Origin of the sequence: Rathayibacter sp. VKM Ac-2804 (genome assembly GCF_009866655.1) — a bacterium.
In the GTDB taxonomy this organism is placed as follows: Bacteria; Actinomycetota; Actinomycetes; order Actinomycetales; family Microbacteriaceae; genus Rathayibacter.
On record NZ_CP047420.1, the window covers coordinates 1,105,056 to 1,126,607 of the forward strand.

Below are 21,552 nucleotides of genomic sequence, written 5' to 3' on the forward strand. Positions count from 1 at the left end.
GAACCGATGAGCGAACCCGTCGTCTCGCGCAGGACCGCGGCCCGCCACGGGCGGCTCCGGCCCCAGAGCGGGCTCCGCTTCGCCGGCCGGATCCTCGCGGCCTGCGTCGGCGTCGGGGTGCTCAGCGCGGTGTCGATCGTGGTGATCGCGCTCTCGATGATCGCGGGCAGCGCGCGGCCGTCCGTCGACCTCGGCATCGGATCGACCGACGCCGGCTCCGCGATCCCGGAGATCGGCGCGATCGAGGGCGGCGTCAACATCCTGCTCGCGGGCAGCGACAGCGCCGAGGGCTCCGCGGCGGGCGCGTACGGCGACCGCTCCGAGAACCTCAACGACGTCACGATGCTGATGCACATCTCGGAGGACCACTCGACGGTCGAGGTGATCAGCTTCCCCCGTGACATGTACGTGCCGATCCCGTCCTGCACCGACCCGGTGACCGGCGCCGTCTCGGATCCGCTGCGCTCCGCCAAGATCAACACCTCGCTCGGCTACGGCGGACTCGCCTGCACCGTGCAGACCGTCGAGCAGCTCACCGGCCTCGACATCCCCTACGCCGCGCTGATCCAGTTCGACGGCGTGATCGAGATGTCGAACGCGGTCGGCGGGGTCGACGTCTGCGTCGCCACCCCGATCGAGGACGAGTACACCGGTCTGAACCTCAGTGCCGGCACGCACACGCTCGTCGGCGCGGAGGCGCTCGCGTTCCTGCGCACCCGCCACGGCGTCGGCGACGGCAGCGACCTGACCCGCATCTCCAGCCAGCAGGTCTACCTGTCCTCGCTGGTGCGCAAGGTGAAGGACGCGTCGACCCTCTCGAACCCCGTCGCCCTCTACGGCCTCGGCAAGGCCGCCGTCTCCAACATGCAGCTCTCGACCTCGCTCGAGAACGTCAACACCCTCGTCTCCATCGGCCTCGCGGTGAAGGACGTCGACCTCGCCAGCGTCGTCTTCGTCCAGTACCCGACCTTCATCGACGGCGACGGCGTCTACCCGAGCGAGGAGGCGGCGGCGACGCTCAACGCCGCGCTGCTCGCCGACCAGCCGATCGCCCTCACCGGGACCACCGGCGGCGGCTCGGAGTCGACGGACGGCTCGACGCCCGCCGCGACCGATCCCGCGGCGACGGCGGATCCGGCGGCGACCGGCGACGCGGCCGCGACGACCGACCCGGGGACACCGGCCCCCGGCGAGACCGCGGTCGCCCTCCCGAGCGACGTCTCCGGCCAGACCGCCGACCAGCAGACCTGCACCGTCGGCCGCACCCTCGACGAGCAGTAGCGCCGCCGCGCCGGGTGTCACGCCCGGCTCCCGGGTGCGGTTATAGTGGTCGTCGTGCGTTCGCCTGGCGGGCGCTCAGGAGACGTCGCATAGTCCGGTCGAGTGCACCACCCTGCTAAGGTGGAGAACCCTTTATTGGGTTCCGTGGGTTCAAATCCCACCGTCTCCGCACTCCGTTCTTCGAGCCCGCTGGCGGTATCAGAACGACCCGCGCCTCTGCTTCCGACCACGGTCTGCGGTGCTGCAGATTCTTCTCGCGGACGTGCGCTCGCCAGCCGTCCGTGCGCAGCCGCCGGGGCGACCGGCTAGCCTGGCGGGATGTCCAGTGCGATCCTCGAGGCCCTGTCCGCAGCTCCCGCCCGGCGGGACGTCGCGTCGATCCGCGGGGCCCTCGCCGAGGTCGCGATCGGCGACACGGTGCGGGTGCTCGTCCGCTCGGCGCGCTACGGGCTCTACGGCATCGAGGGCGTCGTCCGGCAGGCGGTCGGCGGGGAGCTCGTCGTCGCCGACGTGTTCCTCAACACCGGGACCGAGATCCAGAGCATCGCGCTCGCGCCCGAGCCCGACGCGGGCGCCGACGGCGACCGCTCCGTCGACGGGCTCGCGCACGGCGATCCGGTGCGGGTGACCTTCTCGACGCCGACGATCGGCTCCTTCACCGTGACCGGGCCGCTCACCGCCGGCGGCCGCGACCCCTACCTGCTCGTCGGCAGCTGGATCGTCGCCGAGGACGCGAGCGCCGCCCGCCACGTCGACCGGATCGAGCGGCTCAGTGACGTCGCCCTGCACGTCAAGCACGTCCCCGGGCACCGCTCGGCCGCCGTCGAGGAGTAGCGCCTGCTGAGCGCCCCGGCGCCCGGCCTCAGGTCTGGCAGCGCGGACACCAGTAGGTGACGCGCAGCTGCAGCTCGTCGTCGCCGAGCTCGCCGCGGCGGATCGCCGTGCCGCAGCGCCGGCACGGCTTGCGGTCGCGGCCGTAGACCCAGAGCTGCTGGCCGGGGCGGAGGTTGCCGGTGGTCGTGCGCTCGATGCGCTCGCGGTTGACGGTGATCAGCTTCTTCGCCAGGGCGATGGTGCGCACGAGATCTCCGCTCTCGCCGACCGGGCGGGTGGGTAGCACGCCGCGGAGGAAGCAGAGCTCGGCCCGGTAGACGTTGCCCAGCCCGGCCATGATCCGCTGATCGAGGAGAGCCAGGCCGATCGGCCGCTCGGGGTCGGCGGTGAGGCGGCGGAGCGCCTCGTCGGCGTCCCAGTCCGCGCCGAGCAGGTCGGGACCGAGGTAGCCGACCACATCCTCCTCCGCGGTCCGCGGCACGATCTCGAGCAGGCCGAGCTCGAAGCCGACGGCCTGCCACTCGTCCGTCTCGAGGACGATGCGGGCCTGGAAGGCGGGGCGGTGCCACTTCGGCCGGTCACCGGTCAGCGAGTAGAGATGCCAGCTGCCCTCCATCTTGAGGTGGGAGTGGATCAGCGTGTCGCCGATGCGCATCAGCAGGTGCTTGCCGCGGGGAACGACCGAGTCGATGGTCTCGCCCGTGAGGTCGACCGTCGCGAACTTCGGCACCCGGACGTCGCAGCGGGTCAGCACCTGCCCGTCGAGCGCGTCGGCGAGGTTGTGGGCGGAGCGGTAGACGGTGTCACCCTCGGGCACGGGCGCTCCTCTCCTCGCGGCCGGCGCTCACGCGCGCAGCCTCAGGCCGCGCGGGTTCGCGACGAACCCGGCGACGGTCAGGGCGTCGCCGAACGGCGTGCCCAGGGCGAAGACGCCGTCGATCTTCTCGACGGTCAGCTTCTCCACTCCTCGGGAGCGGACCAGCTGCGCGAGCGCTCCGGCCGCGTCCGCGAGGACGGTCTCGTCGGAGGAGAAGGTCAGCGCCGTCTTCCCGCCGCGCTCGAGGTAGACGGCCAGCTCGCCGTCCACGACGGCGACCAGGGCGCCCGCCTTGCGCCCGGGCCGGTGGCCCTCGCCCTGCGGCCACGGCAGCGCCGCACCGAACGGGTTCGCCGGGTCGGTGGCGGCCAGCGCGAAGACGGGCCGGGCGCGCTGCTGGGCCTCGTCCTGCGGCGCGAAGGTGCGGAGCCGGTCGACGCTGCCTGCGGTGCCGAACTGCGCAGCACCGAGCTTCTCGATGAAGTAGCCGCGGCGGGCGCGGCCCTGCTGCTCGAAGCCGCTGAGCACCTTGTAGGCGAGCGCGAAGCCGCCGAGCACCCCCTCGGCCTGGACGGAGCCGCGGGTGACGATGCCGTAGCGCTCGAGCAGCGTCTCGCCGAGCGCGTGCCCGCGGATCGTCGCGTCCGACTCCGCCAGCGGCACGATCGACCAGCGGCCGCCGGCGGTGGGCGGGCCGACGCGGGTCGCCATGGTGGGCCGGGCGGTCATCCGGCCGCGGGGTGCCCTGGCGCGGGCCGGGGCGCGCGGCTGCCGGTGCGCGCCGCCGGTCGAGCCGACGAGGGTGCGCAGCGGAGCGAGGGTGTCGTTCGTGAGCAGGCCCGCCCAGACCAGTTCCCACAGCGCCTCGACGAGGGTCTTGTCGTCGGTGGAGCCGACTGCGTCGGAGAGCTGGCGGAAGAAGTAGCCGCCGCCGGAGCCGAGCACGCCGACGATCTCCTGCTGCAGCTCGCCGAGCGGCACCGCCTCGGCCGCGGGGACGGGCAGCGTGAGTCCGGCGGTGTCGGCGAGGTGCAGGCTCACCCAGCCGTCGTTGCCGGGGAGGGTGCCGGCGCCGGCCCAGAGGACCTCTCCGGTCGCGGTCAGCTCGTCGAGCATGGCGGGGGAGTAGTCGCGCACCCGCGCGGGGAGGATCAGCGACTCCCAGGCCGAGGCGGGGATGGGCGCGCCCGCGAGCTGGTCGATGACGGAGGCGACGCCGTCGATGCCGCGCAGCGAGCCGCCGAGGTGCTGCCAGGCCGGCAGGAAGCGGCCGTAGGCGGCGGCGTCGACCGGCTCGACCTCCTTCCGCAGCGCGGCGAGCGAGCGGCTGCGTAGGCGGCGCAGCACCTCGCTGTCGCACCACTCGGAGCCGGTGCCGTTCGGGCGGAACTCGCCCTCGGAGACGCGCCGCTCGCCCGAGAGCCGGCGGAGGGTGTCGTTGACGACCGCGACACCGAGGCCGAGCCGGGCGGCGACGGCGACGGCGGTGAACGGGCCGTGGGTGCGCGCGTAGCGGGCGACCAGGTCGCCGAGCGGGTCGCGCACCGGGTCGATGAAGGCGACGGGGACGCCGATGGGCAAGGGGACGCCGAGGGCGTCGCGCAGGCGCGAGGCGTCCTCCATCGCGGCGTAGCGCTGCTCGCCGGCGAGGCCGACCGGCAGGACGCGCTTCGCGCGGACCAGCTCGGCGACGATCGCGTCCAGCGTCTCCCGGGCGATCGGCTCGGCCTTCGCGACGTCGGCCGACGTCACCGACTCGTCCACCAGTCGCTCGCCCAGCTCGTCGATCGTCAGCGGGCCGAGCAGGCGGAGCAGGTCCGCCGCGCCCTCGAGGCCGCGCAGGCGCCGCTCCGGCTCGACGCGCTGCAGCTCGCGCTCGATCTGCGCGAGCACGAGCGGGTCGAGCAGCTCGCGCAGCTCGGCGCGGCCCAGCAGCTCGCCGAGGAGCGTCGCGTCGACCGAGAGAGCGGCCGCGCGGCGCTCCGCGAGCGGGCTGTCGCCCTCGTACATGAAGGCCGCGACGTAGCCGAACAGCATCGAGCGGGCGAACGGGCTCGCCGTCGGCGTCTCGACCTCGAGGATCTGCAGCTCGCGGCCGTCGAGCCGTGCGGCGAGGCGCAGCAGGGCGGGCAGGTCGTAGACGTCCTGGAGGCACTCGCGCACCGTCTCGAGGATGATCGGGAAGGTCGGGTAGGTGCGGGCCACGTCGAGCAGCTGGGCGGCGCGCTGGCGCTGCTGCCAGAGCGGCGAGCGCTTGCCGGGGTTGTAGCGGGGGAGCAGCAGCGCCCGCGCCGCGCACTCGCGGAACCGGGCGGCGAAGAGCGCGGAGCCGCCGACCTCGCTGGTCACCAGCTGCTCCAGCTCGTCGCGGTCGAAGAGGAAGAGCTCGGCCCCGGGCGGCTCGGACTCGGTGTCGGGGATGCGCACGACGATGCCGTCGTCGCCCGCCATCGCCGCTCCGTCGACGCCGTGCCGCTCGCGGACCCGCGCGCCGATGGCGAGAGCCCAGGGGGAGTGCACCTGCATCCCGTAGGGCGAGTGCAGCACCAGCCGCCAGTCGCCGAGCTCGTCGCGGAAGCGCTCGAGCACGAGCGTGCGGTCGTCCGGGATGCGGCCGGTGGCCAGGCGCTGCTCGTCGAGGAAGGAGAGCAGGTTGTTGGTCGCGTACTCGTCCAGGCCCGCGGCGGTGCAGCGCTCGCGCGCGGTCTCGACGGCGGCGCCGCCGATCTCGCGGGTGAAGGCTCCGATCGCCTCGCCGAGCTCGGCCGGCCGGCCCTGCGAGTCGCCCTTCCAGAACGGGAGGCGCCCGGGCTCGCCGAACGCGGGCGTCACGATCACGCGGTCGTAGGTGATCTCCTGGATCCGCCAGCTGGTCGCTCCGAGGGCGAAGACGTCGCCGACGCGCGACTCGTAGACCATCTCCTCGTCCAGCTCGCCGACCCGGTTGCCGGTCGAGCCGGGCTCGCCGACCATGAAGACGCCGAACAGCCCGCGGTCGGGGATCGTCCCGCCGCTGGTCACCGCCAGGCGCTGCGCGCCCGGCCGACCGGTGAGGGTGTTCTCGTCGCGGTCCCAGACGACGCGGGGCCGCAGCTCCGCGAACTGGTCGGAGGGGTAGCGGCCGGAGAGCAGGTCGAGCGTCGCCTCGTAGGCCGAGCGCGGCAGGGCGACGAAGGGGGCGCTGCGGCGGACGGTGTCGAACCACTCGTCGACGTCGAGCGACTCCAGTGCCGTGGCCGCGACCGTCTGCTGGGCGAGGATGTCGAGCGGGTTGGCGGGCACCATGATCGCCTCGATCAGGCCGGCGCGCATCCGCTCGGTGGTGACGGCGGAGTGCAGCAGGTCGGCCCGGTGCTTGGGGTAGAACGAGCCGCGCGAGACCTCGCCCACCTGGTGCCCCGCCCGGCCGACGCGCTGGAGCGCACTCGCGACCGACGGCGGCGTCTCGACCTGCACGACGAGGTCGACGGCGCCCATGTCGATGCCGAGCTCGAGGCTCGAGGTGGCGACCACGCAGCGCAGCCGGCCCGACTTCAGGTCGTCCTCGATGATCGCCCGCTGCTCCTTGCTGACCGAGCCGTGGTGCGCACGGGCGAGGAGCGGCTCGTCCTCGGGAGCGGCCTGGCCGGTGCCGCTGGTCGCTCCGGCGGCGCCCATCGACGCGGCGGGGGTGCGGCGGGCGGAGGCGCCGACCGCCTCGCCGAGGAGCGCGCCGACCGCGACCGGCTCGCCGGCCTCCCGGACGCGCTCGGCCTCGGCCTCGCGCCGCTCCGCGTAGATCTCGTTGAGCCGGGCGGTCAGCCGCTCGGCCAGCCGCCGCGAGTTCGCGAAGACGATCGAGGAGGTGTGCGCGAGCACCCGGTCGACGATCGACTCCTCCACATGCGGCCAGATCGAGCCGCTCTGCGGGCCGGTGGCGCCCATCGTCGAGCCGTCCTGCGACGCGGTGGAGCCCAGCTCCGACATGTCCTCGACGGGGACGACGACGCTGAGGTCCCACTGCTTCTCGGAGACGGGGGCGACGATCGTGACGGGGGAGCGGCCGGCCAGGAAGCGCGCGACCTCCTCGCGCGGGCGGACCGTCGCCGATAGGCCGATGCGCTGCACGGGCTTCGGCAGCAGCGCGTCGAGCCGCTCGAGCGAGACCGCGAGGTGCGCACCGCGCTTGGTCGAGGCGACCGCGTGCACCTCGTCGACGATGACCGTCTCGACACCGCGCAGCGACTCCCGCGCGGCCGAGGTGAGCATCAGGTAGAGCGACTCGGGGGTGGTGATCAGGATGTCCGGCGGCGTCTTCTGCAGCACCCGCCGTTCGGCCGCCGGGGTGTCGCCGGAGCGGACGCCCACGGTCACCGTCGACGGCGCGCTGCCGATGCCCTCGGCGCTCAGCCGCAGCGCGGTCTGCGTGACGCCGACCAGCGGCGAGCGGAGGTTGCGCTCGACGTCGACACCCAGAGCCTTCAGCGGCGACACGTAGAGCACGCGGGTGCGGTGCTGAGGGTCCTCCGGCGGCGGGCCCTGCACGAGCCGGTCGATCGCCCAGAGGAACGCCGACAGCGTCTTGCCCGAGCCCGTGGGAGCGACGACGAGCGCGTGCGCGCCGCTCGAGATCGCCGACCACGCGCCCTCCTGGGCGGCCGTCGGCGCGGGGAACGCGCCCTCGAACCAGGCCCGGGTGGCGGGGCTGAAGCGATCGAGGACGTGCGGCATGCGTGAATCCTCCCTGCCACCACCGACATTGCCGTGTGCGCGACCCGCGGGCGAGCCCTTGACGAGCGGACGCGGCGCCCGGTGATCGCCGGGCGGCACCGGAGTCAGGCGAAGCCGAGCCGCACGAAGGTGCCGATGTCGGCGAGCTCCGCCTGGCTCACACCGTGCGCCACGCCCTCGTAGACCCGCGCGTCGAGCGCCGTGTGCGCCGGGAACCACTCCCCGGCCGCAGCGACCAGCTCCGGCGGGATCACCGCGTCGAGCGTGCCCCGGCCCCAGAACACCGGCGGACGCTCGGCGGCCAGGACCTCGTCGGCCGTGTCGCCCTCCGCCAGCGGCACCACGAACCCCGAGAGGGCGACCGCGAACGCGAACCGGCCGGGCGCGCGCCGCAGCAGCTGCACGGCCAGCGCCGCGCCCTGCGAGAAGCCGAGCAGCCCGACGGGACCGTCGTGATCGAGCGCGTCCAGCCAGTCGAGGACGCCCTGCGCCGCCGCCTCGACCGCGATCGGGTCCGCCCGCGGCTGATCCGGGTCCAGCGGCACCCGCAGCGGCCACCAGGCGTTCGCGCCGCCGTCCAGCGCCAGCGGCGCGCGGAGCGAGGCGAGGACCGGCTCCAGCGGCAGGTAGGCGCCGAGCGAGAAGAGGTCGCCCTCGTGCGAGCCGTAGCCGTGCAGGAGCACCAGGAGGGGCCGCCCGGCCCGGTCCTTCGCGGAGGAGGACCACAGCACTGCGTTCGCGTCGATACCCATCCGACCATCATCGCCGAGCCCGCCGGATGCGAGCCGAAACCGGACTGACATGAACGTCGGGTAAGAATGGCCCTATGAGCGTGCGTACCCCTGATCCCAACTCCGGGTGGCTGTCCGACGATGAACTCGCCGAGATCCGCCGTCGGCTCCCGCTGCTGTACGTCGAGGCGGTGCCCGTCCGCGTCGACGGACTCGGCCAGGTGACCGAGGTCGGGGTGCTCCTCCGGGCGACCGCCTCGGGGCAGATCACGCGCACGATCGTCTCCGGCCGGGTGATGTACGGCGAGACCCTCCGCGACGCGCTGTTCCGCCACCTCGAGAAGGACCTCGGCCCGATGGCGTTCCCGCTGCTGCCGGCCAGCCCGCTGCCCTTCCACGTCGCCGAGTACTTCCCGATGCCCGGCATGGGCCCCTTCACCGACGATCGGCAGCACGCCGTCTCGCTCGCCTACGTCGTCCCCGTCACCGGCACCTGCGACCCCCGCCAGGACGCCCTCGAGCTCACCTGGATGACGCCCGACGAGGCCTGCTCCGACGCCGTCTCCGTCGAGATGGAGGGCGGGCGCGGCGCGTTGCTGCGCGCCGCACTGGCTTCGGTGGGGAAGCTCCGATAGCGCGCAGCGTGCCTTCTCGCGCGCCGCGGGGCGGCGCGCCGCGGTCGGCTCTCGCAGGTGGTCGGGCTCTGTAGAGCGTCCGACGTCCGCCTGGCGGAATTCGCTGGCACGCGAATTCCGCCTCCGGCTCGAAGCGCGCTCTCGTGCCGAGACTTCGGCGGAGGGGGCTCCGCAGCTGGTGGGTCGGGAACGGACTGCGATCCGATGCGCGGGACGTCCGGGGCGTGCCGCGCTCGCGCGCGAGCATCCCGACGAGAGGTGCGCCTCAAGCGGGCGACCTCTACACAGCTGAGGCTGGAAGGCGTTCTCGCGTCCTTTTTCGGGCGAAACGGGCGGTCCAGCCTTCTCTGCGCACGCCGCTGACGACGGAGGGAGCGTCTCACCTCCAAAGACGACGAAGGCCGGGAGCCCGACCCGCGACTCCGTCGCGGGAGGACTCCCGGCCTTCTTCATGTCGTGCAGTCGTCGCGGCGCGCGCACGTCGTCAGACGTTGCGTACCCGGACCAGCCGCCCCTCACGAGGCGGAGCGGCGATTCGCGTGCCAAGCGAATCGCCGTAGCCGTTCGCGACACGCTCTGCAGAACGCGACCGTCCATCCAGCCGACTGCGGCACGCCGCCACGCGGCGTGCAAAACGGCTCAGCCCTGCGCGCGGCGCGACGGGCGACGCTCGGCGCCGGCCGGGGCGGAGCTGCTGCTGCCGCTGCCGGTGCTGTAGTACGAGCGCGAGCCGCCCGAGGTCGTCGCGGGGGCGGCGGAGCGGCCGCGGCCGCCGCGCTGTCCGCCGCGAGGGGCGCCGTCGGTCGCGCCGCCGCCGCGGCGGGGACGGTCGGAGCCGGCGCCGGCGGGGGCCGCCGAGCGCTCTCCGCGTCCGCCGCGGGGGGCGGAGGTGCCGTCGGTGCGCGCGGCGCGCTTGCGCTGCGCGTTGGCACCCTGCGAGCGGCCGCCCTGCGACTGACCGCGGACGGGCTCGACGACGGCCGAGGGGGTGACGTAGGGCGCGACGTCGCCGACGAGCTTCGACACGGCGGCCGAGTCGGCGGTGACGAGCTGCGGGGTGACCTGGATGGCGGCCTTGCGCAGGAGCGTCTTCACGTCGCCGCGCTGGGTCGGCAGGACGACGGTGACGACGTCGCCCTCGCTGCCGGCGCGGGCGGTGCGGCCCGAGCGGTGCAGGTACGCCTTGTGCTCCATGGGCGGGTCGACGTGGATGACCAGCTCGACGTCGTCGACGTGCACGCCGCGGGCGGCGACGTCGGTGGCGACGAGCACCTTCACGGTGCCGGCGCCGAAGGCGGCGAGGTTGCGGTCGCGGGCGACCTGCGAGAGGTTGCCGTGCAGGTCGACGGCGGGGATGCCCTGGCCGGTGAGCTGCTTGGCGAGCTTCTTCGCGTGGTGCTTGGTGCGCATGAAGAGGATGCGGCGGCCGGTGCCGGACGCGAGGGTCTTCACGAGGGCGTTCTTGGCGTCGAGGCCGTCGACCTCGAAGACGTGGTGGGTCATCAGCGCGACGGGCGAGTTCGCCTCGTCGACCGAGTGCAGCACCTCGTTCTGCAGGTACTTCTTGACCAGCTTGTCCACGCCGTTGTCGAGCGTGGCCGAGAACAGCAGGCGCTGTCCGCCGCGAGGGGTCTTGTCGAGGATGCGCGTGACGACGGGCAGGAAGCCCAGGTCGGCCATGTGGTCGGCCTCGTCGAGCACGGTGATCTCGACGGCGTCGAGGTTGACGAAGCCCTGCTTCATCAGGTCCTCGAGGCGGCCGGGGCAAGCCACGACGATGTCGACGCCCTGCTTGAGCGCGGCGACCTGGCGCTGCTGCGAGACGCCGCCGAAGATCGTGGTGGTGACGATGCCGTAGGCGTCGGCGAGGGGCTGCATGGCCGCGGTGATCTGCGTCGCGAGCTCGCGGGTCGGCGCGAGGATCAGGCCGAGCGGGCGGCCGGGGCGGCGGCGTCCGCCGGCGAGGGCGCCGCCGAGGCGGGCGACCATCGGGATGGCGAAGGCGAGGGTCTTGCCCGAGCCGGTCTTGCCGCGGCCGAGCACGTCGCGGCCGTTCAGGGTGTCGGGGAGGGTGTCCACCTGGATCGGGAACGGCTCGGTGATGCCGTTCGCGGTCAGGGCGGTGACGAGGGGTGCGGGGACGCCGAGGGCGGCGAAGGTGGGGATGGTCGACATGGATGGTGCCTTTCGGGGCATCATGCCGATCTGACAGCGCAGGCCGGTGGGCGGGCGCGGGTGATCGGCTGTTCGGGCGAAGGTGACGGTGGTCACATCCGTTCGCCGTCAGAAGCGGTGCGCGCGGCCGGAGGCCTCATGCACGTGCGCCAGATGGTCGGGATCCGAAGGATCCCTGACGATCGCGGTCCGAGGACCAGGGGCGTTCTACGACGCGGGGGAGCGCAGTCGTCGCGCTCGCACCCTCCCACCCTAGTGGGTGCCGATCCATCCCCGCATGGTCGTCTGCACGCGGGAGCCGTCGAGGTCGGCCAGCTTCAGGCCGACGAAGTCGCGCGCCCAGTCCGAGGTCTGCACGCGGAAGGGCGGCTCGGGGTCGCGCAGGGTCTGCAGGATCACCGCGGCGACGTCGGCCGGCTCCTGGGCGTGGGTGGAGGAGAACGCCGAGGCCGTGCGGTCGAGGTAGGCGCCGAGCGCGCCGGCGTAGGGGCCGGCCTCGGCCATCAGGGCGGAGGCGTCGATGCCGACGTTCTCGACGAAGCTGCTGCGGACGGCACCCGGCTCGATCAGCGAGACGTGCACGCCGACCGCCGCGGCGACGGGTGCGAGCGCCTCGAAGAAGCCCTCGACCGCGAACTTCGCGGCGCAGTAGTCCTCGTTGAACGGCTGGCCGATCGCGCCGCCGACGCTCGAGACGGTCACGATGCGTCCGCGCGAGGAGCGCAGCAGCGGCAGCGCGGCGCGGGTCACGGCCACGGTGCCGAAGAAGTTCACCTCCATGACGCGGCGCAGCTCGGCCGGGTCCTCGAGCTCGCTGATGCCGATGTGGCCCGCGCCGGCGTTGTTGACCAGCACGTCGAGCCCGCCGTGGACGCTCTGGATCCGCTCGAGGCAGGCGGCCACGGAGTCGGCGTCGGTGACGTCCAGCTGCTGCACGTCGAGCTCGACCCCGGCCCCGCCGATCGCCTCGCGGAGGCCGTCGGCGTGCTCCACATCGCGGACCGTGGCGACCACCTGCCAGCCCGAGCGGGCCGCCTCGATCGCGGTCGCGCGGCCGATGCCGGTCGAGGTGCCGGTGACGAGGAGGACGGATCGGGGCATGCTGGTTCCTGCTTTCCGGCGCGGAGGCGCGCCGCCCGGAGGCTATCGGCGGAGCCTCCGAGAACGGTCAGCATCGAGCGCCCGTGGCAGTCGAGCAGCCGCGCAGCGGCGGCCCATGCTGGTCGAGCAGCCGTGGAGCGGCGTATCGAGACCCGGCCTGCTGAGCACGGTGGATCTCGATACGCCCTCTGCGAGGGCTACTCGATCGACATGTCGCCGCCGAGTCAGCCCTTGTAGCGCTCGCCCACCGGCACTTCGACCGGCAGGGTGTTGCCGGGCTGCGCGAGCGGGCAGGCCCAGGCCGGGTCGTACGCGCAGGAGGGGTTGTAGGCGAAGTTGAAGTCGAGCACGAGCGTCGACGGCGTCGCTCCGGTGCCGAGGTCGGCGCCCTTCACGGTGTCGAGCAGGTAGCGGCCGCCGCCGTACGTGCCGCCCGGCGTGCCGGCCAGCGCGTCCTTGACGGGGACGAAGAGCCCGCCGCCGTAGGAGCCGAGCTTCCAGACGTCGAGCGTCCCCGCCCGGGGCACCTCGACGGTCCCGACGAGCTCGAACGGCACCGTGCCGTCGGTGCCCGTCTCGACGTCCATCCGCCGCGCCTCCTCGGCCGGGGCGACCTCGAGCTCGAACCGCCAGGCGGCGTCGTACGGCGCGATCGGCAGCGAGCGGAAGTGCGCCCGGTCGGCGGGCAGCAGGGGAGTGGCGGGGTGGCGGTCGAACAGCGCGTTGCGCGCCCGGATCCACGACGCGTGCGCGGCCAGCAGGTCGACGTTGGACAGCCGGCGGACCTCGGCGTACATCGCCTGGACGTGGCGGCGCCAGTCGGCGACCTCGATGGCGGAGGCGAGCCGGCGCCGCGGCGACACGGCGTCCTCGTCCTCGGTGCCGTCCTCCTCGCCGGAGGGCCAGCGGAAGCGCAGCAGGTCCGCGCGGGACAGCTCGACGGCCTCCTCGGCCGATCCGTCGGGGCTCACGGCGCGTCCTCCCCTCGGGGGCGGGTATCGGCGCCGACGTCGTGCCGCCAGGTCGGAGCCAGGGCGCGGATGCGGATCCCGCGCCACTGCCAGAACGCCCACATCGACGGCCAGATCGCCGGCGAGGCGAGCCCGGCGCTGAACTCGAGCCGGTCGCGGAAGAGGGTCCGCCCGTCGGGGAGCGGGGCGACGGCCATCCGGTGGTCCCACGCCGTGATCAGCCGGAGCGCGCCGGAGAGCGGAGCGCCGTTGTCCCGGAGGATCCGCACGTCGGGCATCGACGGCACGCGGCGGTAGGAGAGGTCGATCTCCTGGGCCCCCATCGGCACGACGCCGAGGGCGTCCATCGCGACGTCGTGCGGCCCGAGGCCCCAGGTCGGCCGGAAGCCGCCCTCGTCCAGGGACGCGGCGGTCAGGAACGGGGACATCACCTCGCGGAACACGGCCGGACTCTGCAGGGCGCGCCAGGCGGAGTCGGGGTCGGTGTCGAGCACGTGCTTGAGCATCACCTTCACGGACACCATCCTCCTCCGGGTTCTCCCGGGCGGGAACCGGGTGCGCGCCGAGCCGCGGGCGTGTAGGCACCGGGAGCGGTCGCTACCGTGGAGGCGTGAACGCCGCGCTCCCCGACTCCGACCGCTCCGCCGCCGACCCGGCCGCCGCCCTCGACCAGGGGTCGTACCAGATCCGCTTCGACTGGGGAGCCCGCGGCGTCCGCGCCCTGGCCCCCGCGCACATCACCGTGCTGGTCGACGCGCTCCCCGGCGCTGCGCCCGGCGCAGTCGACCTCGGCGCGATCGACCCCGGCACGATCGACGGCCACGTCGTGCGCGCCGGCCTGGCCGACCGGACCGCGGTGGCCCGCTGGATCCTCGAGCGCCAGCACGAGAACGGCGGCCGCACCAGCGTCAACGTCGTCGCGGTCGGCGAGGTCGACGCGGCGGGCGAGCAGCGCTTCGCCGTCGAGGACCAGCTGGCCGCCGGTGCGCTGATCGACGCCCTGATCGGGCTCGGCATCGACCACGTCTCGCCCGACGCGGCGGTGGCCTCCGCCTCCTACGAGCGACTCCGCCGCGCCTGCGTTCATCTGCTGACCGCCTCCGCCACGGGCCGCCTGCTCGCCGCGCACGGCCGCGGGGCGGAGATCTCCGCGGCCGCTCGCGTGGACACGGTCGACACCGTGACGGTCCTGCGCTCCCCGCGCTGAGGGACCGGGCCTGAGCGTCTCCGCAAGGGGCCCGGTCGCGCTCGACCGGTGGGGGCGGAGCGGCGTAGCGTTCCCCGGGAGCGGAGGACCGCCTCCGCCGACCGTCTCCGCGACAGGAAAGCTGGCCCGAATGAAAGCCGTCCTCAACGACGTCGTCATCGCCGACGCCCCCGACTCCGATCTCATCTCCATCGAGGGCAACTGGTACTTCCCGCCCACGAGCGTGAATCCCGACTACCTCGTCCCCAGCAGCACGCCCTACACCTGCCCGTGGAAGGGCGAGGCGCAGTACTACGACGTCAAGTCCGCCGACGGGATGCTGAAGGACCGCGCCTGGTCCTACCCGACGCCCTACCCGACCGCGTTCGACCGCGTCGGCAAGGACTTCTCGGGCTACGTCGCGTTCTGGAAGGACGTGAAGGTCGTCGACTAGTCGTCGGCCGAGTCCGCGCGCTCGGCGCTGCGGCGCCGGTGCGCGCGGACCTTCGCCCGGTTGCCGCAGCGCTGCATCGAGCACCAGCGCCGCGAGCCGGCCCGGGAGGTGTCGAGGTAGAGGATCCGGCAGTCCTCCGCGTCGCAGCGGCGCAGCCGCCCCGGAGTGCCGCCGCCCAGCAGGTCGACCGCCTCGCGGGCGAGGGTCGAGAGGGCCTGCCGCGCCGCCGCGTGCGAGCGCCCGGCCTGCCGCGAGCCCCCGGAGAGCGACGGCGGGACGTCCGGCATCGCGGCGAAGAGGTTGACGACGTCGACGTCCGCAGGATCCCCCACGGCACCGCGCTCAGCGGCGACGGCCAGCCGCGAGACAGTTCCGCGGAGCATCAGCGCGTCGTCGAGCCGCGCGTCGCGGGCGGTGGCATCGACGGCGTCGAAGCGCTCGGCGAGCCAGGCGGCCAGGGCCTCGTCGGAGCCGAGGCGCTCGCCGGGGATCCCGCGCAGCGGCCCCGTGCAGGCGAAGTCGAGCGCCAGGCTCCCGGAGTCGAACCACCAGCGGAGCCCGCCTGCGTCGACCAGCCACTGCCCGGTGCTCGGCACCCGGCCGCGCACGACGCGATGCGGTGCGCCCTCGCTCACGCCGAGCGCCCGCTCGCGGCCGGTCGGGCCGGCACCTCGCGGCGCCGCCACTCGATCGCGTTCGCGGGCTCGAAGCGCCGCGCGCACTTGCCGCAGGCCAGCGGGCGGCTCGGCCGGCGGTGCCGGTAGAAGAGGTGGCCGCTCGGGCAGGTGCCGACCCAGGGCGCGAGCTCGTCCGCGGTCGGATTGCTGTGCGTGCGGTCGCCGGTGTAGCCGAGAGCGGTCGCCGCGCGCCGCCACGAGGGCCCGTGCCCGGCCTTCGGACCGGCGAGGGCGTGCGCGACCTCGTGCAGCAGCGTCTGCCGCACCTCCTCGTCGCTCCACCGCGCGGCGAGGTGCCGCGAGACGGTGATGCGCCGGTCGGTCCAGTGGCAGGCGCCGCCGCGGGTGCGGGCGTGGTCGAAGCCGAAGCTCCAGGAGTCGTCCAGGTGCTCGCGCAGCAGCTCGTCGGCCCAGCGGGCGACCTGGTCGAGCTCAGCCATCGATCGCGTCGGCTCCGGGGCTCAGGCCTCGTCGCCCTCGGCGCGGCGGCGGCCGCGCACGGCACCGTCCGCCCGGGGGCCGCGGGTCGACTCGTCCTGGAACTCGGAGGCGGCGGCGAAGCCGAGGCGCGCGACCTCGAGCTCCTCCTCTTCCACGCCGACGCGCTCGCCGAGCGCGGTCGCCGCGTCGAAGTCGCGCGCCGCCTGGCTGTACTCGCCGCTCTCGAAGAGCGCGAGCCCGCGGTGCTTGAGCGCGAAGGAGTGCTCGAGGTGCCACTCGTGGGTGCGCGCCTCCTCGACGCAGAGCGTCAGCTCCGAGAGCGCCTCGTCGGAGCGGTCGCGCAGCTGCATCAGGCGGGCGCGGCGGACGCGCGCGGTCAGCAGCTCGGCGCGGTCGCCGGAGAAGCGGGTGCGGCGGACGGCCTCGGTGGCGATGTCCCACGCCTCGTCGAGCCGTCCGAGCAGGCGGAGCAGCTCGGCCTTCTCAGTGAGCGCGGCGAGGGAGCGCAGCGCGCCGATCTCCTCCAGGCGCTCCTGGGCGGCGTCGGCGTCGATCTCCTCGCGGAGCGTCGAGGGGTCATGGCGGATGATGATGCTCAGGGCGGTTCTTCCTCGTGGATGCGGATCCGGATCGGCGCACGCGGCGGCGAGAGGACGGAGGGGGCGCTGGCCCCCGTCCACTGTACGGGCAACCGGGCCGGGCCGTCCGGCCGGGGCGTGCACGACCGCCGCCGGCCTCGGCGACGGTCCTCGCCCCGGCGACGGTCCTCAGCCCCGGCGGACCTGGAAGATGCTGCGGGCCGGCAGCGGCGACGGCGTGGCGGTGTCGTCGGTCACGACCGAGGCGCCGCCGAGGAAGTTCTCCAGCTCGCGCCCCTGCACCAGCTTCGCGGGCGCCGGATCGGAGGCGAGCCGCCGCGGCAGCCCGTCCACCGGCAGCGGCGACGGCGAGGCGAGCATCACGACGTTGCCGAAGCGCTTGGCCTTGAGCATCTGCGTGTCGGTCATGATCGCCGTGTGCGCGAAGACCGCCGCGAGCGTGGCGGCCTGGGCCCGGGCGAAGGCGAGCGCGCCGCCGTCGGCCACGTTCACCGCGACGATCCCGCCCGGAGCGAGCAGCGGCGCGATCTCCCGGTAGAACTCCGCGCTCGTGACGTGCGCCGGCGTCCTCGCGCCCGAGAAGATGTCGACCACGACGACGTCGACCGTGCCGAGCAGTCCCGGCGGCAGCTTGCCGAGCACCTCGCGGGCGTCGCCCTGGCGGATCCGGATCTGCGCCCCGCGAGGCAGCGGGAGCACCTCGCGCACGAGGTCGACCAGCGCCGCCTCGATCTCGACGACCTGCTGGCGCGAGCCCGGCCGGGTCGCGGCGACGTAGCGGGGGAGGGTGAGCGCGCCGGCGCCGAGGTGCAGCGCCGTCACCGCCTCGCCCTCCGGCGCGAGCAGGTCGATCGCGTGGCCGATCCGCCGCACGTACTCGAAGGAGAGGTGCGCCGGGTCGGCGAGGTCGACGTGCGACTGCGGGGTCCCGTCGACGACGAGGGTCGCCGCGTCGGCGGAGTGGCGGTCGGGCTCGATCTGCGCGAGGAACCCGCTGGCGAGCACGGCGCGGGGGTGCTCGGAGTCGTCGCCGCGTCGGCGACCGGTGCGTTCGGCCATCCGACCAGTGTGCCGTGCCGCGTGCGCAGGAGGGAGACGGGGAGGGGGAGGCCCTCGACCCGGCCGTATACCCGAGCCCCGAGCCGGACGCAAGCACCTGCACTTGCGCGGCGTGGCGCAGGACATCTATAGTTGTACTTTGCGCTCCCGAGTGCCGAGTCGTCATATTGCGGTCGACCAGCCATCGGAACCCGGCATCAGATGGTGGATGCCGATGCCACACTCTAGCCCCCGCCCCGAAGGCCGCGTCAAACCGGTCGCTTCGTCGCTGCGGCCGCGTCACCGCGGTCACGGCACAGGGGAGCAGGACGTGTCGGCCCGCCCGGCGGGAGCCCACTCCACACATCCCACAGATTGAGACCCGCGAGGGTCTACGGAGGTTCCTTCCTTGGCTGCTGCGCCCAACGCAACCACCACCTCACCCAAGAACGGACGCGGAGCTTCGCGTCTCTCGTTCGCCAAGATCAGCGACACCCTGACGGTTCCGGATCTGCTCGCGCTGCAGACCGAGAGCTTCGACTGGCTCGTCGGCTCGGAGGCGTGGAAGACCCGCGTCGCCGAGGCGAAGGCCGTCGGCCGGGAGGATCTCCCCGCCAACTCCGGACTCGACGAGATCTTCGAGGAGATCTCCCCGATCGAGGACCTCAGCGAGACGATGCAGCTGAGCTTCACGAACCCGTACCTCGAGCCCGAGAAGTACACGATCGAGGAGTGCAAGGAGCGCGGCAAGACCTACGCCGCTCCGCTGTACGTCGAGGCCGAGTTCATGAACCACCTCACGGGTGAGATCAAGACCCAGACGGTCTTCATGGGCGACTTCCCCCTGATGACCGAGAAGGGCACGTTCATCATCAACGGCACCGAGCGTGTCGTCGTGTCCCAGCTCGTCCGCAGCCCGGGCGTGTACTTCGAGCGCCAGCAGGAGAAGACGTCCGACAAGGACATCTACTCCGCGCGCGTCATCCCCAGCCGCGGTGCCTGGCTCGAGTTCGAGATCGACAAGCGCGACCAGGTCGGCGTGCGAATCGACCGCAAGCGCAAGCAGTCGGTCACGGTCTTCCTCAAGGCCCTCGGCCTGACGAGCGAGGAGATCCTCGAGCAGTTCGCCGGCTACGAGTCGATCGAGCTGACCCTCGAGAAGGACAACATCCTCACCAAGGAGGACGCCCTCCGCGACATCTACCGCAAGCTCCGTCCGGGCGAGCAGGTCGCCGCCGAGGCCGCCCGCGCGCTGCTGGACAACTTCTACTTCAACAGCAAGCGCTACGACCTCGCGAAGGTCGGCCGCTACAAGATCAACCGCAAGCTCGGCATCGACAAGGCGCTGTCCGACTCGGTGCTCACGGTCGAGGACATCATCGCGACCATCAAGTACCTGGTCGCGCTGCACGACGGCCGCACCAACCTCCCCGGTGTGCGCGACGGCGCCGCGGTCGACCTCCGCCTCGACGTGGACGACATCGACCACTTCGGCAACCGCCGCATCCGCGCGGTCGGCGAGCTCATCCAGAACCAGGTCCGCACCGGCCTGTCGCGCATGGAGCGCGTCGTCCGCGAGCGCATGACCACGCAGGACATCGAGGCGATCACCCCGCAGACCCTGATCAACGTCCGCCCCGTGGTGGCCGCGATCAAGGAGTTCTTCGGCACCTCGCAGCTGTCGCAGTTCATGGACCAGAACAACCCGCTCGCGGGTCTGACCCACAAGCGCCGCCTGTCGGCGCTCGGCCCCGGCGGTCTCTCCCGTGAGCGCGCCGGCGTCGAGGTCCGCGACGTCCACCCGTCGCACTACGGCCGCATGTGCCCGATCGAGACCCCGGAAGGCCCGAACATCGGCCTGATCGGCTCGCTCGCGTCCTTCGCGCGCATCAACTCGTTCGGCTTCATCGAGACCCCGTACCGCAAGGTCGTCGACGGCGTCGTCACCGCGCAGATCGACTACCTCACCGCGTCCGAGGAGGACGAGTACCTGGTCGCCCAGGCGAACGCCCCCCTCACCGCCGACATGCGCTTCGCCGAGGGCAAGGTCCTGGTCCGCCCCAAGGGCGGAGAGGTCGAGCTCGTCGACGCCGAGCGCGTGCACTACATGGACGTCTCGCCCCGCCAGATGGTCTCGGTCGCGACCTCGCTGATCCCGTTCCTCGAGCACGACGACGCGAACCGCGCGCTCATGGGCGCGAACATGCAGCGTCAGGCCGTCCCGCTGCTGCGCAGCGAGTCGCCCGTCGTCGGAACCGGCATGGAGGGCTTCGCGGCCATCGACGCCGGCGACGTCATCACGGCCGACAAGGCCGGCGTGGTCCAGGAGGTCTCCGCCGACTCCGTCACCGTCCAGCTGGACGAGGGCGGCACGCAGACCTACTTCCTGCGCAAGTTCGACCGCTCGAACCAGGGCACCTCGTACAACAACCGCGTGGTCGTCTCCGCCGGTGAGCGCATCGAGGTCGGCGAGATCGTCGCCGACGGTCCCGCGACCGAGAACGGCGAGCTCGCGCTGGGCAAGAACCTGCTCGTCGCGTTCATGCCGTGGGAGGGTCACAACTTCGAGGACGCGATCATCCTCAGCCAGAACCTGGTGAAGGACGACGTCCTCTCCTCGATCCACATCGAGGAGTACGAGGTCGACGCCCGCGACACCAAGCTCGGCAAGGAGGAGATCACCCGCGACCTCCCCAACGTCAGCCCGGAGCTCCTGGCCGACCTGGACGAGCGCGGCATCATCCGCATCGGCGCCGAGGTCCGCCCCGGCGACATCCTCGTCGGCAAGGTCACGCCCAAGGGCGAGACCGAGCTCTCGGCCGAGGAGCGCCTGCTCCGCGCGATCTTCAACGAGAAGAGCCGCGAGGTCCGCGACACGTCGCTGAAGGTCCCCCACGGCGAGCAGGGTACGATCATCGGCGTCAAGGTGTTCGACGCGCAGGACGGCGACGACGAGCTCGGCTCGGGCGTCAACCAGCGCGTGGTCGTCTACATCGCCCAGAAGCGCAAGATCACCGAGGGCGACAAGCTCGCCGGCCGCCACGGCAACAAGGGCGTCATCTCGAAGATCCTGCCGGTCGAGGACATGCCGTTCCTCGCCGACGGCACCCCGGTCGACATCGTGCTCAACCCGCTCGGCGTCCCCGGCCGGATGAACTTCGGCCAGGTCCTCGAGATCCACCTCGGCTGGATCGCGAAGCAGGGCTGGAAGGTCGAGGGCAAGCCCGAGTGGGCCAAGCGCCTGCCCGAGCACGCCCGCGAGGCCGCTCCCGGCACCAAGGTCGCCACCCCGGTGTTCGACGGTGCGGCGGAGGAGGAGCTCGCAGGGCTCCTCGACTCCACCACCCCGACTCGCGACGGCGAGCGCCTGATCGGCTCGTCCGGCAAGACGCAGCTGTTCGACGGCCGCTCGGGAGAGCCCTTCCCGGACCCGGTCTCGGTCGGCTACATGTACATCCTGAAGCTGCACCACCTCGTCGACGACAAGATCCACGCGCGCTCGACGGGCCCGTACTCGATGATCACCCAGCAGCCGCTCGGTGGTAAGGCGCAGTTCGGCGGCCAGCGCTTCGGCGAGATGGAGGTGTGGGCCCTCGAGGCCTACGGTGCCGCCTACGCGCTGCAGGAGCTCCTCACCATCAAGTCGGACGACATCCTCGGCCGCGTGAAGGTGTACGAGGCCATCGTCAAGGGTGAGAACATCCAGGAGCCGGGCATCCCGGAGTCCTTCAAGGTCCTCATCAAGGAGATGCAGTCCCTGTGCCTGAACGTCGAGGTCCTCTCGGCCGACGGCACCGCGGTCAGCCTGCGCGACACGGATGACGAGGTCTACCGCGCCGCGGAGGAGCTCGGCATCAACATCTCCTCCCGGTTCGAGTCGTCCTCCGTCGACGACATCTGAT

General features: G+C 72.9%; 17 protein-coding genes and 1 tRNA gene. 7 read left to right on the plus strand and 11 right to left on the minus strand.

Translation table 11 applies throughout. The annotated features are described in order from the left end of the window. Nucleotides 1–6 precede the first annotated feature (6 nt). The 3 genes from GTU73_RS05130 (at nucleotide 7) to GTU73_RS05140 (ending at nucleotide 2,115) form a co-directional block, all read left to right on the plus strand. Nucleotides 7–1,281, plus strand: coding sequence for an LCP family protein (locus GTU73_RS05130; protein WP_160087574.1), 1,275 nt, complete (start codon nucleotides 7–9; stop codon nucleotides 1,279–1,281). Between the two features lie 78 nt (nucleotides 1,282–1,359). After that, nucleotides 1,360–1,450, plus strand: a tRNA-Ser gene (locus GTU73_RS05135). Between the two features lie 149 nt (nucleotides 1,451–1,599). Next, nucleotides 1,600–2,115, plus strand: coding sequence for a hypothetical protein (locus tag GTU73_RS05140; RefSeq protein ID WP_160087576.1), 516 nt, complete (start codon nucleotides 1,600–1,602; stop codon nucleotides 2,113–2,115). Nucleotides 2,116–2,143: 28 nt separating this feature from the next. Here GTU73_RS05140 and GTU73_RS05145 read toward each other — a convergent pair whose 3' ends face one another. The 3 genes from GTU73_RS05145 to GTU73_RS05155 all read right to left on the minus strand — a co-directional run bounded on the left by GTU73_RS05145 (nucleotide 2,144) and on the right by GTU73_RS05155 (nucleotide 8,394). After that, complete coding sequence (locus tag GTU73_RS05145) at nucleotides 2,144–2,932, minus strand: DNA-formamidopyrimidine glycosylase family protein (protein ID WP_160087578.1); 789 nt, start codon at nucleotides 2,930–2,932, stop codon at nucleotides 2,144–2,146. A 27-nt stretch (nucleotides 2,933–2,959) separates the two neighbouring features. Further along, nucleotides 2,960–7,642 carry an ATP-dependent helicase gene (locus GTU73_RS05150; protein WP_160087580.1) on the minus strand — a complete coding sequence of 1,561 codons (4,683 nt, stop codon included), beginning with the start codon at nucleotides 7,640–7,642 and terminating at the stop codon, nucleotides 2,960–2,962. Nucleotides 7,643–7,746: 104 nt separating this feature from the next. Then, the gene (locus tag GTU73_RS05155; protein ID WP_160087582.1) at nucleotides 7,747–8,394 is read right to left on the minus strand and encodes an alpha/beta hydrolase-fold protein; all 648 of its coding nucleotides are present in this window, start codon (nucleotides 8,392–8,394) and stop codon (nucleotides 7,747–7,749) included. A gap of 74 nt (nucleotides 8,395–8,468) precedes the next feature. Between GTU73_RS05155 and GTU73_RS05160 the strand changes: the two genes are divergently transcribed. Continuing rightward, nucleotides 8,469–9,008: an NUDIX hydrolase family protein gene (locus tag GTU73_RS05160; RefSeq protein ID WP_160087584.1), complete on the plus strand. Its 540-nt coding sequence runs from the start codon at nucleotides 8,469–8,471 to the stop codon at nucleotides 9,006–9,008. Between the two features lie 639 nt (nucleotides 9,009–9,647). Here GTU73_RS05160 and GTU73_RS05165 read toward each other — a convergent pair. The 4 genes from GTU73_RS05165 to GTU73_RS05180 all read right to left on the minus strand — a co-directional run bounded on the left by GTU73_RS05165 (nucleotide 9,648) and on the right by GTU73_RS05180 (nucleotide 13,779). Continuing rightward, a complete protein-coding gene (locus GTU73_RS05165) occupies nucleotides 9,648–11,183 on the minus strand; it encodes a DEAD/DEAH box helicase (protein ID WP_160087586.1) in 1,536 nt (511 codons plus the stop codon). 252 nt (nucleotides 11,184–11,435) lie between these two features. Beyond that, nucleotides 11,436–12,284, minus strand: a complete 849-nt coding sequence (locus GTU73_RS05170) for an SDR family oxidoreductase (RefSeq protein ID WP_160087588.1) — start codon at nucleotides 12,282–12,284, stop codon at nucleotides 11,436–11,438. 224 nt (nucleotides 12,285–12,508) lie between these two features. After that, nucleotides 12,509–13,081 carry a DUF1684 domain-containing protein gene (locus GTU73_RS05175; protein ID WP_160091226.1) on the minus strand — a complete coding sequence of 191 codons (573 nt, stop codon included), beginning with the start codon at nucleotides 13,079–13,081 and terminating at the stop codon, nucleotides 12,509–12,511. A gap of 170 nt (nucleotides 13,082–13,251) precedes the next feature. Then, nucleotides 13,252–13,779 carry a hypothetical protein gene (locus GTU73_RS05180; RefSeq protein ID WP_244231778.1) on the minus strand — a complete coding sequence of 176 codons (528 nt, stop codon included), beginning with the start codon at nucleotides 13,777–13,779 and terminating at the stop codon, nucleotides 13,252–13,254. 86 nt (nucleotides 13,780–13,865) lie between these two features. Here GTU73_RS05180 and GTU73_RS05185 point away from each other — a divergent pair, with 86 nt between their 5' ends. Further along, nucleotides 13,866–14,462 carry a 2-phosphosulfolactate phosphatase gene (locus GTU73_RS05185; protein ID WP_160087590.1) on the plus strand — a complete coding sequence of 199 codons (597 nt, stop codon included), beginning with the start codon at nucleotides 13,866–13,868 and terminating at the stop codon, nucleotides 14,460–14,462. Between the two features lie 130 nt (nucleotides 14,463–14,592). Next, nucleotides 14,593–14,895 (plus strand): DUF427 domain-containing protein, encoded by a 303-nt coding sequence (locus GTU73_RS05190; RefSeq protein WP_160087592.1) that lies wholly within the window; start codon nucleotides 14,593–14,595, stop codon nucleotides 14,893–14,895. Here the strand turns inward: GTU73_RS05190 and GTU73_RS05195 are convergent. From GTU73_RS05195 to GTU73_RS05210, 4 genes are all read right to left on the minus strand, one after another. Continuing rightward, nucleotides 14,892–15,530: a CGNR zinc finger domain-containing protein gene (locus GTU73_RS05195; protein WP_244231779.1), complete on the minus strand. Its 639-nt coding sequence runs from the start codon at nucleotides 15,528–15,530 to the stop codon at nucleotides 14,892–14,894. The genes GTU73_RS05190 and GTU73_RS05195 overlap by 4 nt on opposite strands. After that, the gene (locus GTU73_RS05200) at nucleotides 15,527–16,012 is read right to left on the minus strand and encodes a SprT-like domain-containing protein (protein ID WP_160087594.1); all 486 of its coding nucleotides are present in this window, start codon (nucleotides 16,010–16,012) and stop codon (nucleotides 15,527–15,529) included. Before GTU73_RS05200 ends, GTU73_RS05195 begins: the two co-directional genes overlap by 4 nt. 21 nt (nucleotides 16,013–16,033) lie before the next feature. Then, nucleotides 16,034–16,693 (minus strand): hypothetical protein, encoded by a 660-nt coding sequence (locus GTU73_RS05205; RefSeq protein ID WP_173250619.1) that lies wholly within the window; start codon nucleotides 16,691–16,693, stop codon nucleotides 16,034–16,036. Nucleotides 16,694–16,780: 87 nt separating this feature from the next. Then, nucleotides 16,781–17,671 carry a fused MFS/spermidine synthase gene (locus GTU73_RS05210; RefSeq protein WP_160087596.1) on the minus strand — a complete coding sequence of 297 codons (891 nt, stop codon included), beginning with the start codon at nucleotides 17,669–17,671 and terminating at the stop codon, nucleotides 16,781–16,783. Between the two features lie 388 nt (nucleotides 17,672–18,059). Here GTU73_RS05210 and rpoB point away from each other — a divergent pair, with 388 nt between their 5' ends. Further along, the gene (rpoB, locus tag GTU73_RS05215; protein WP_160087598.1) at nucleotides 18,060–21,551 is read left to right on the plus strand and encodes a DNA-directed RNA polymerase subunit beta; all 3,492 of its coding nucleotides are present in this window, start codon (nucleotides 18,060–18,062) and stop codon (nucleotides 21,549–21,551) included. Nucleotide 21,552 lies beyond the last annotated feature (1 nt).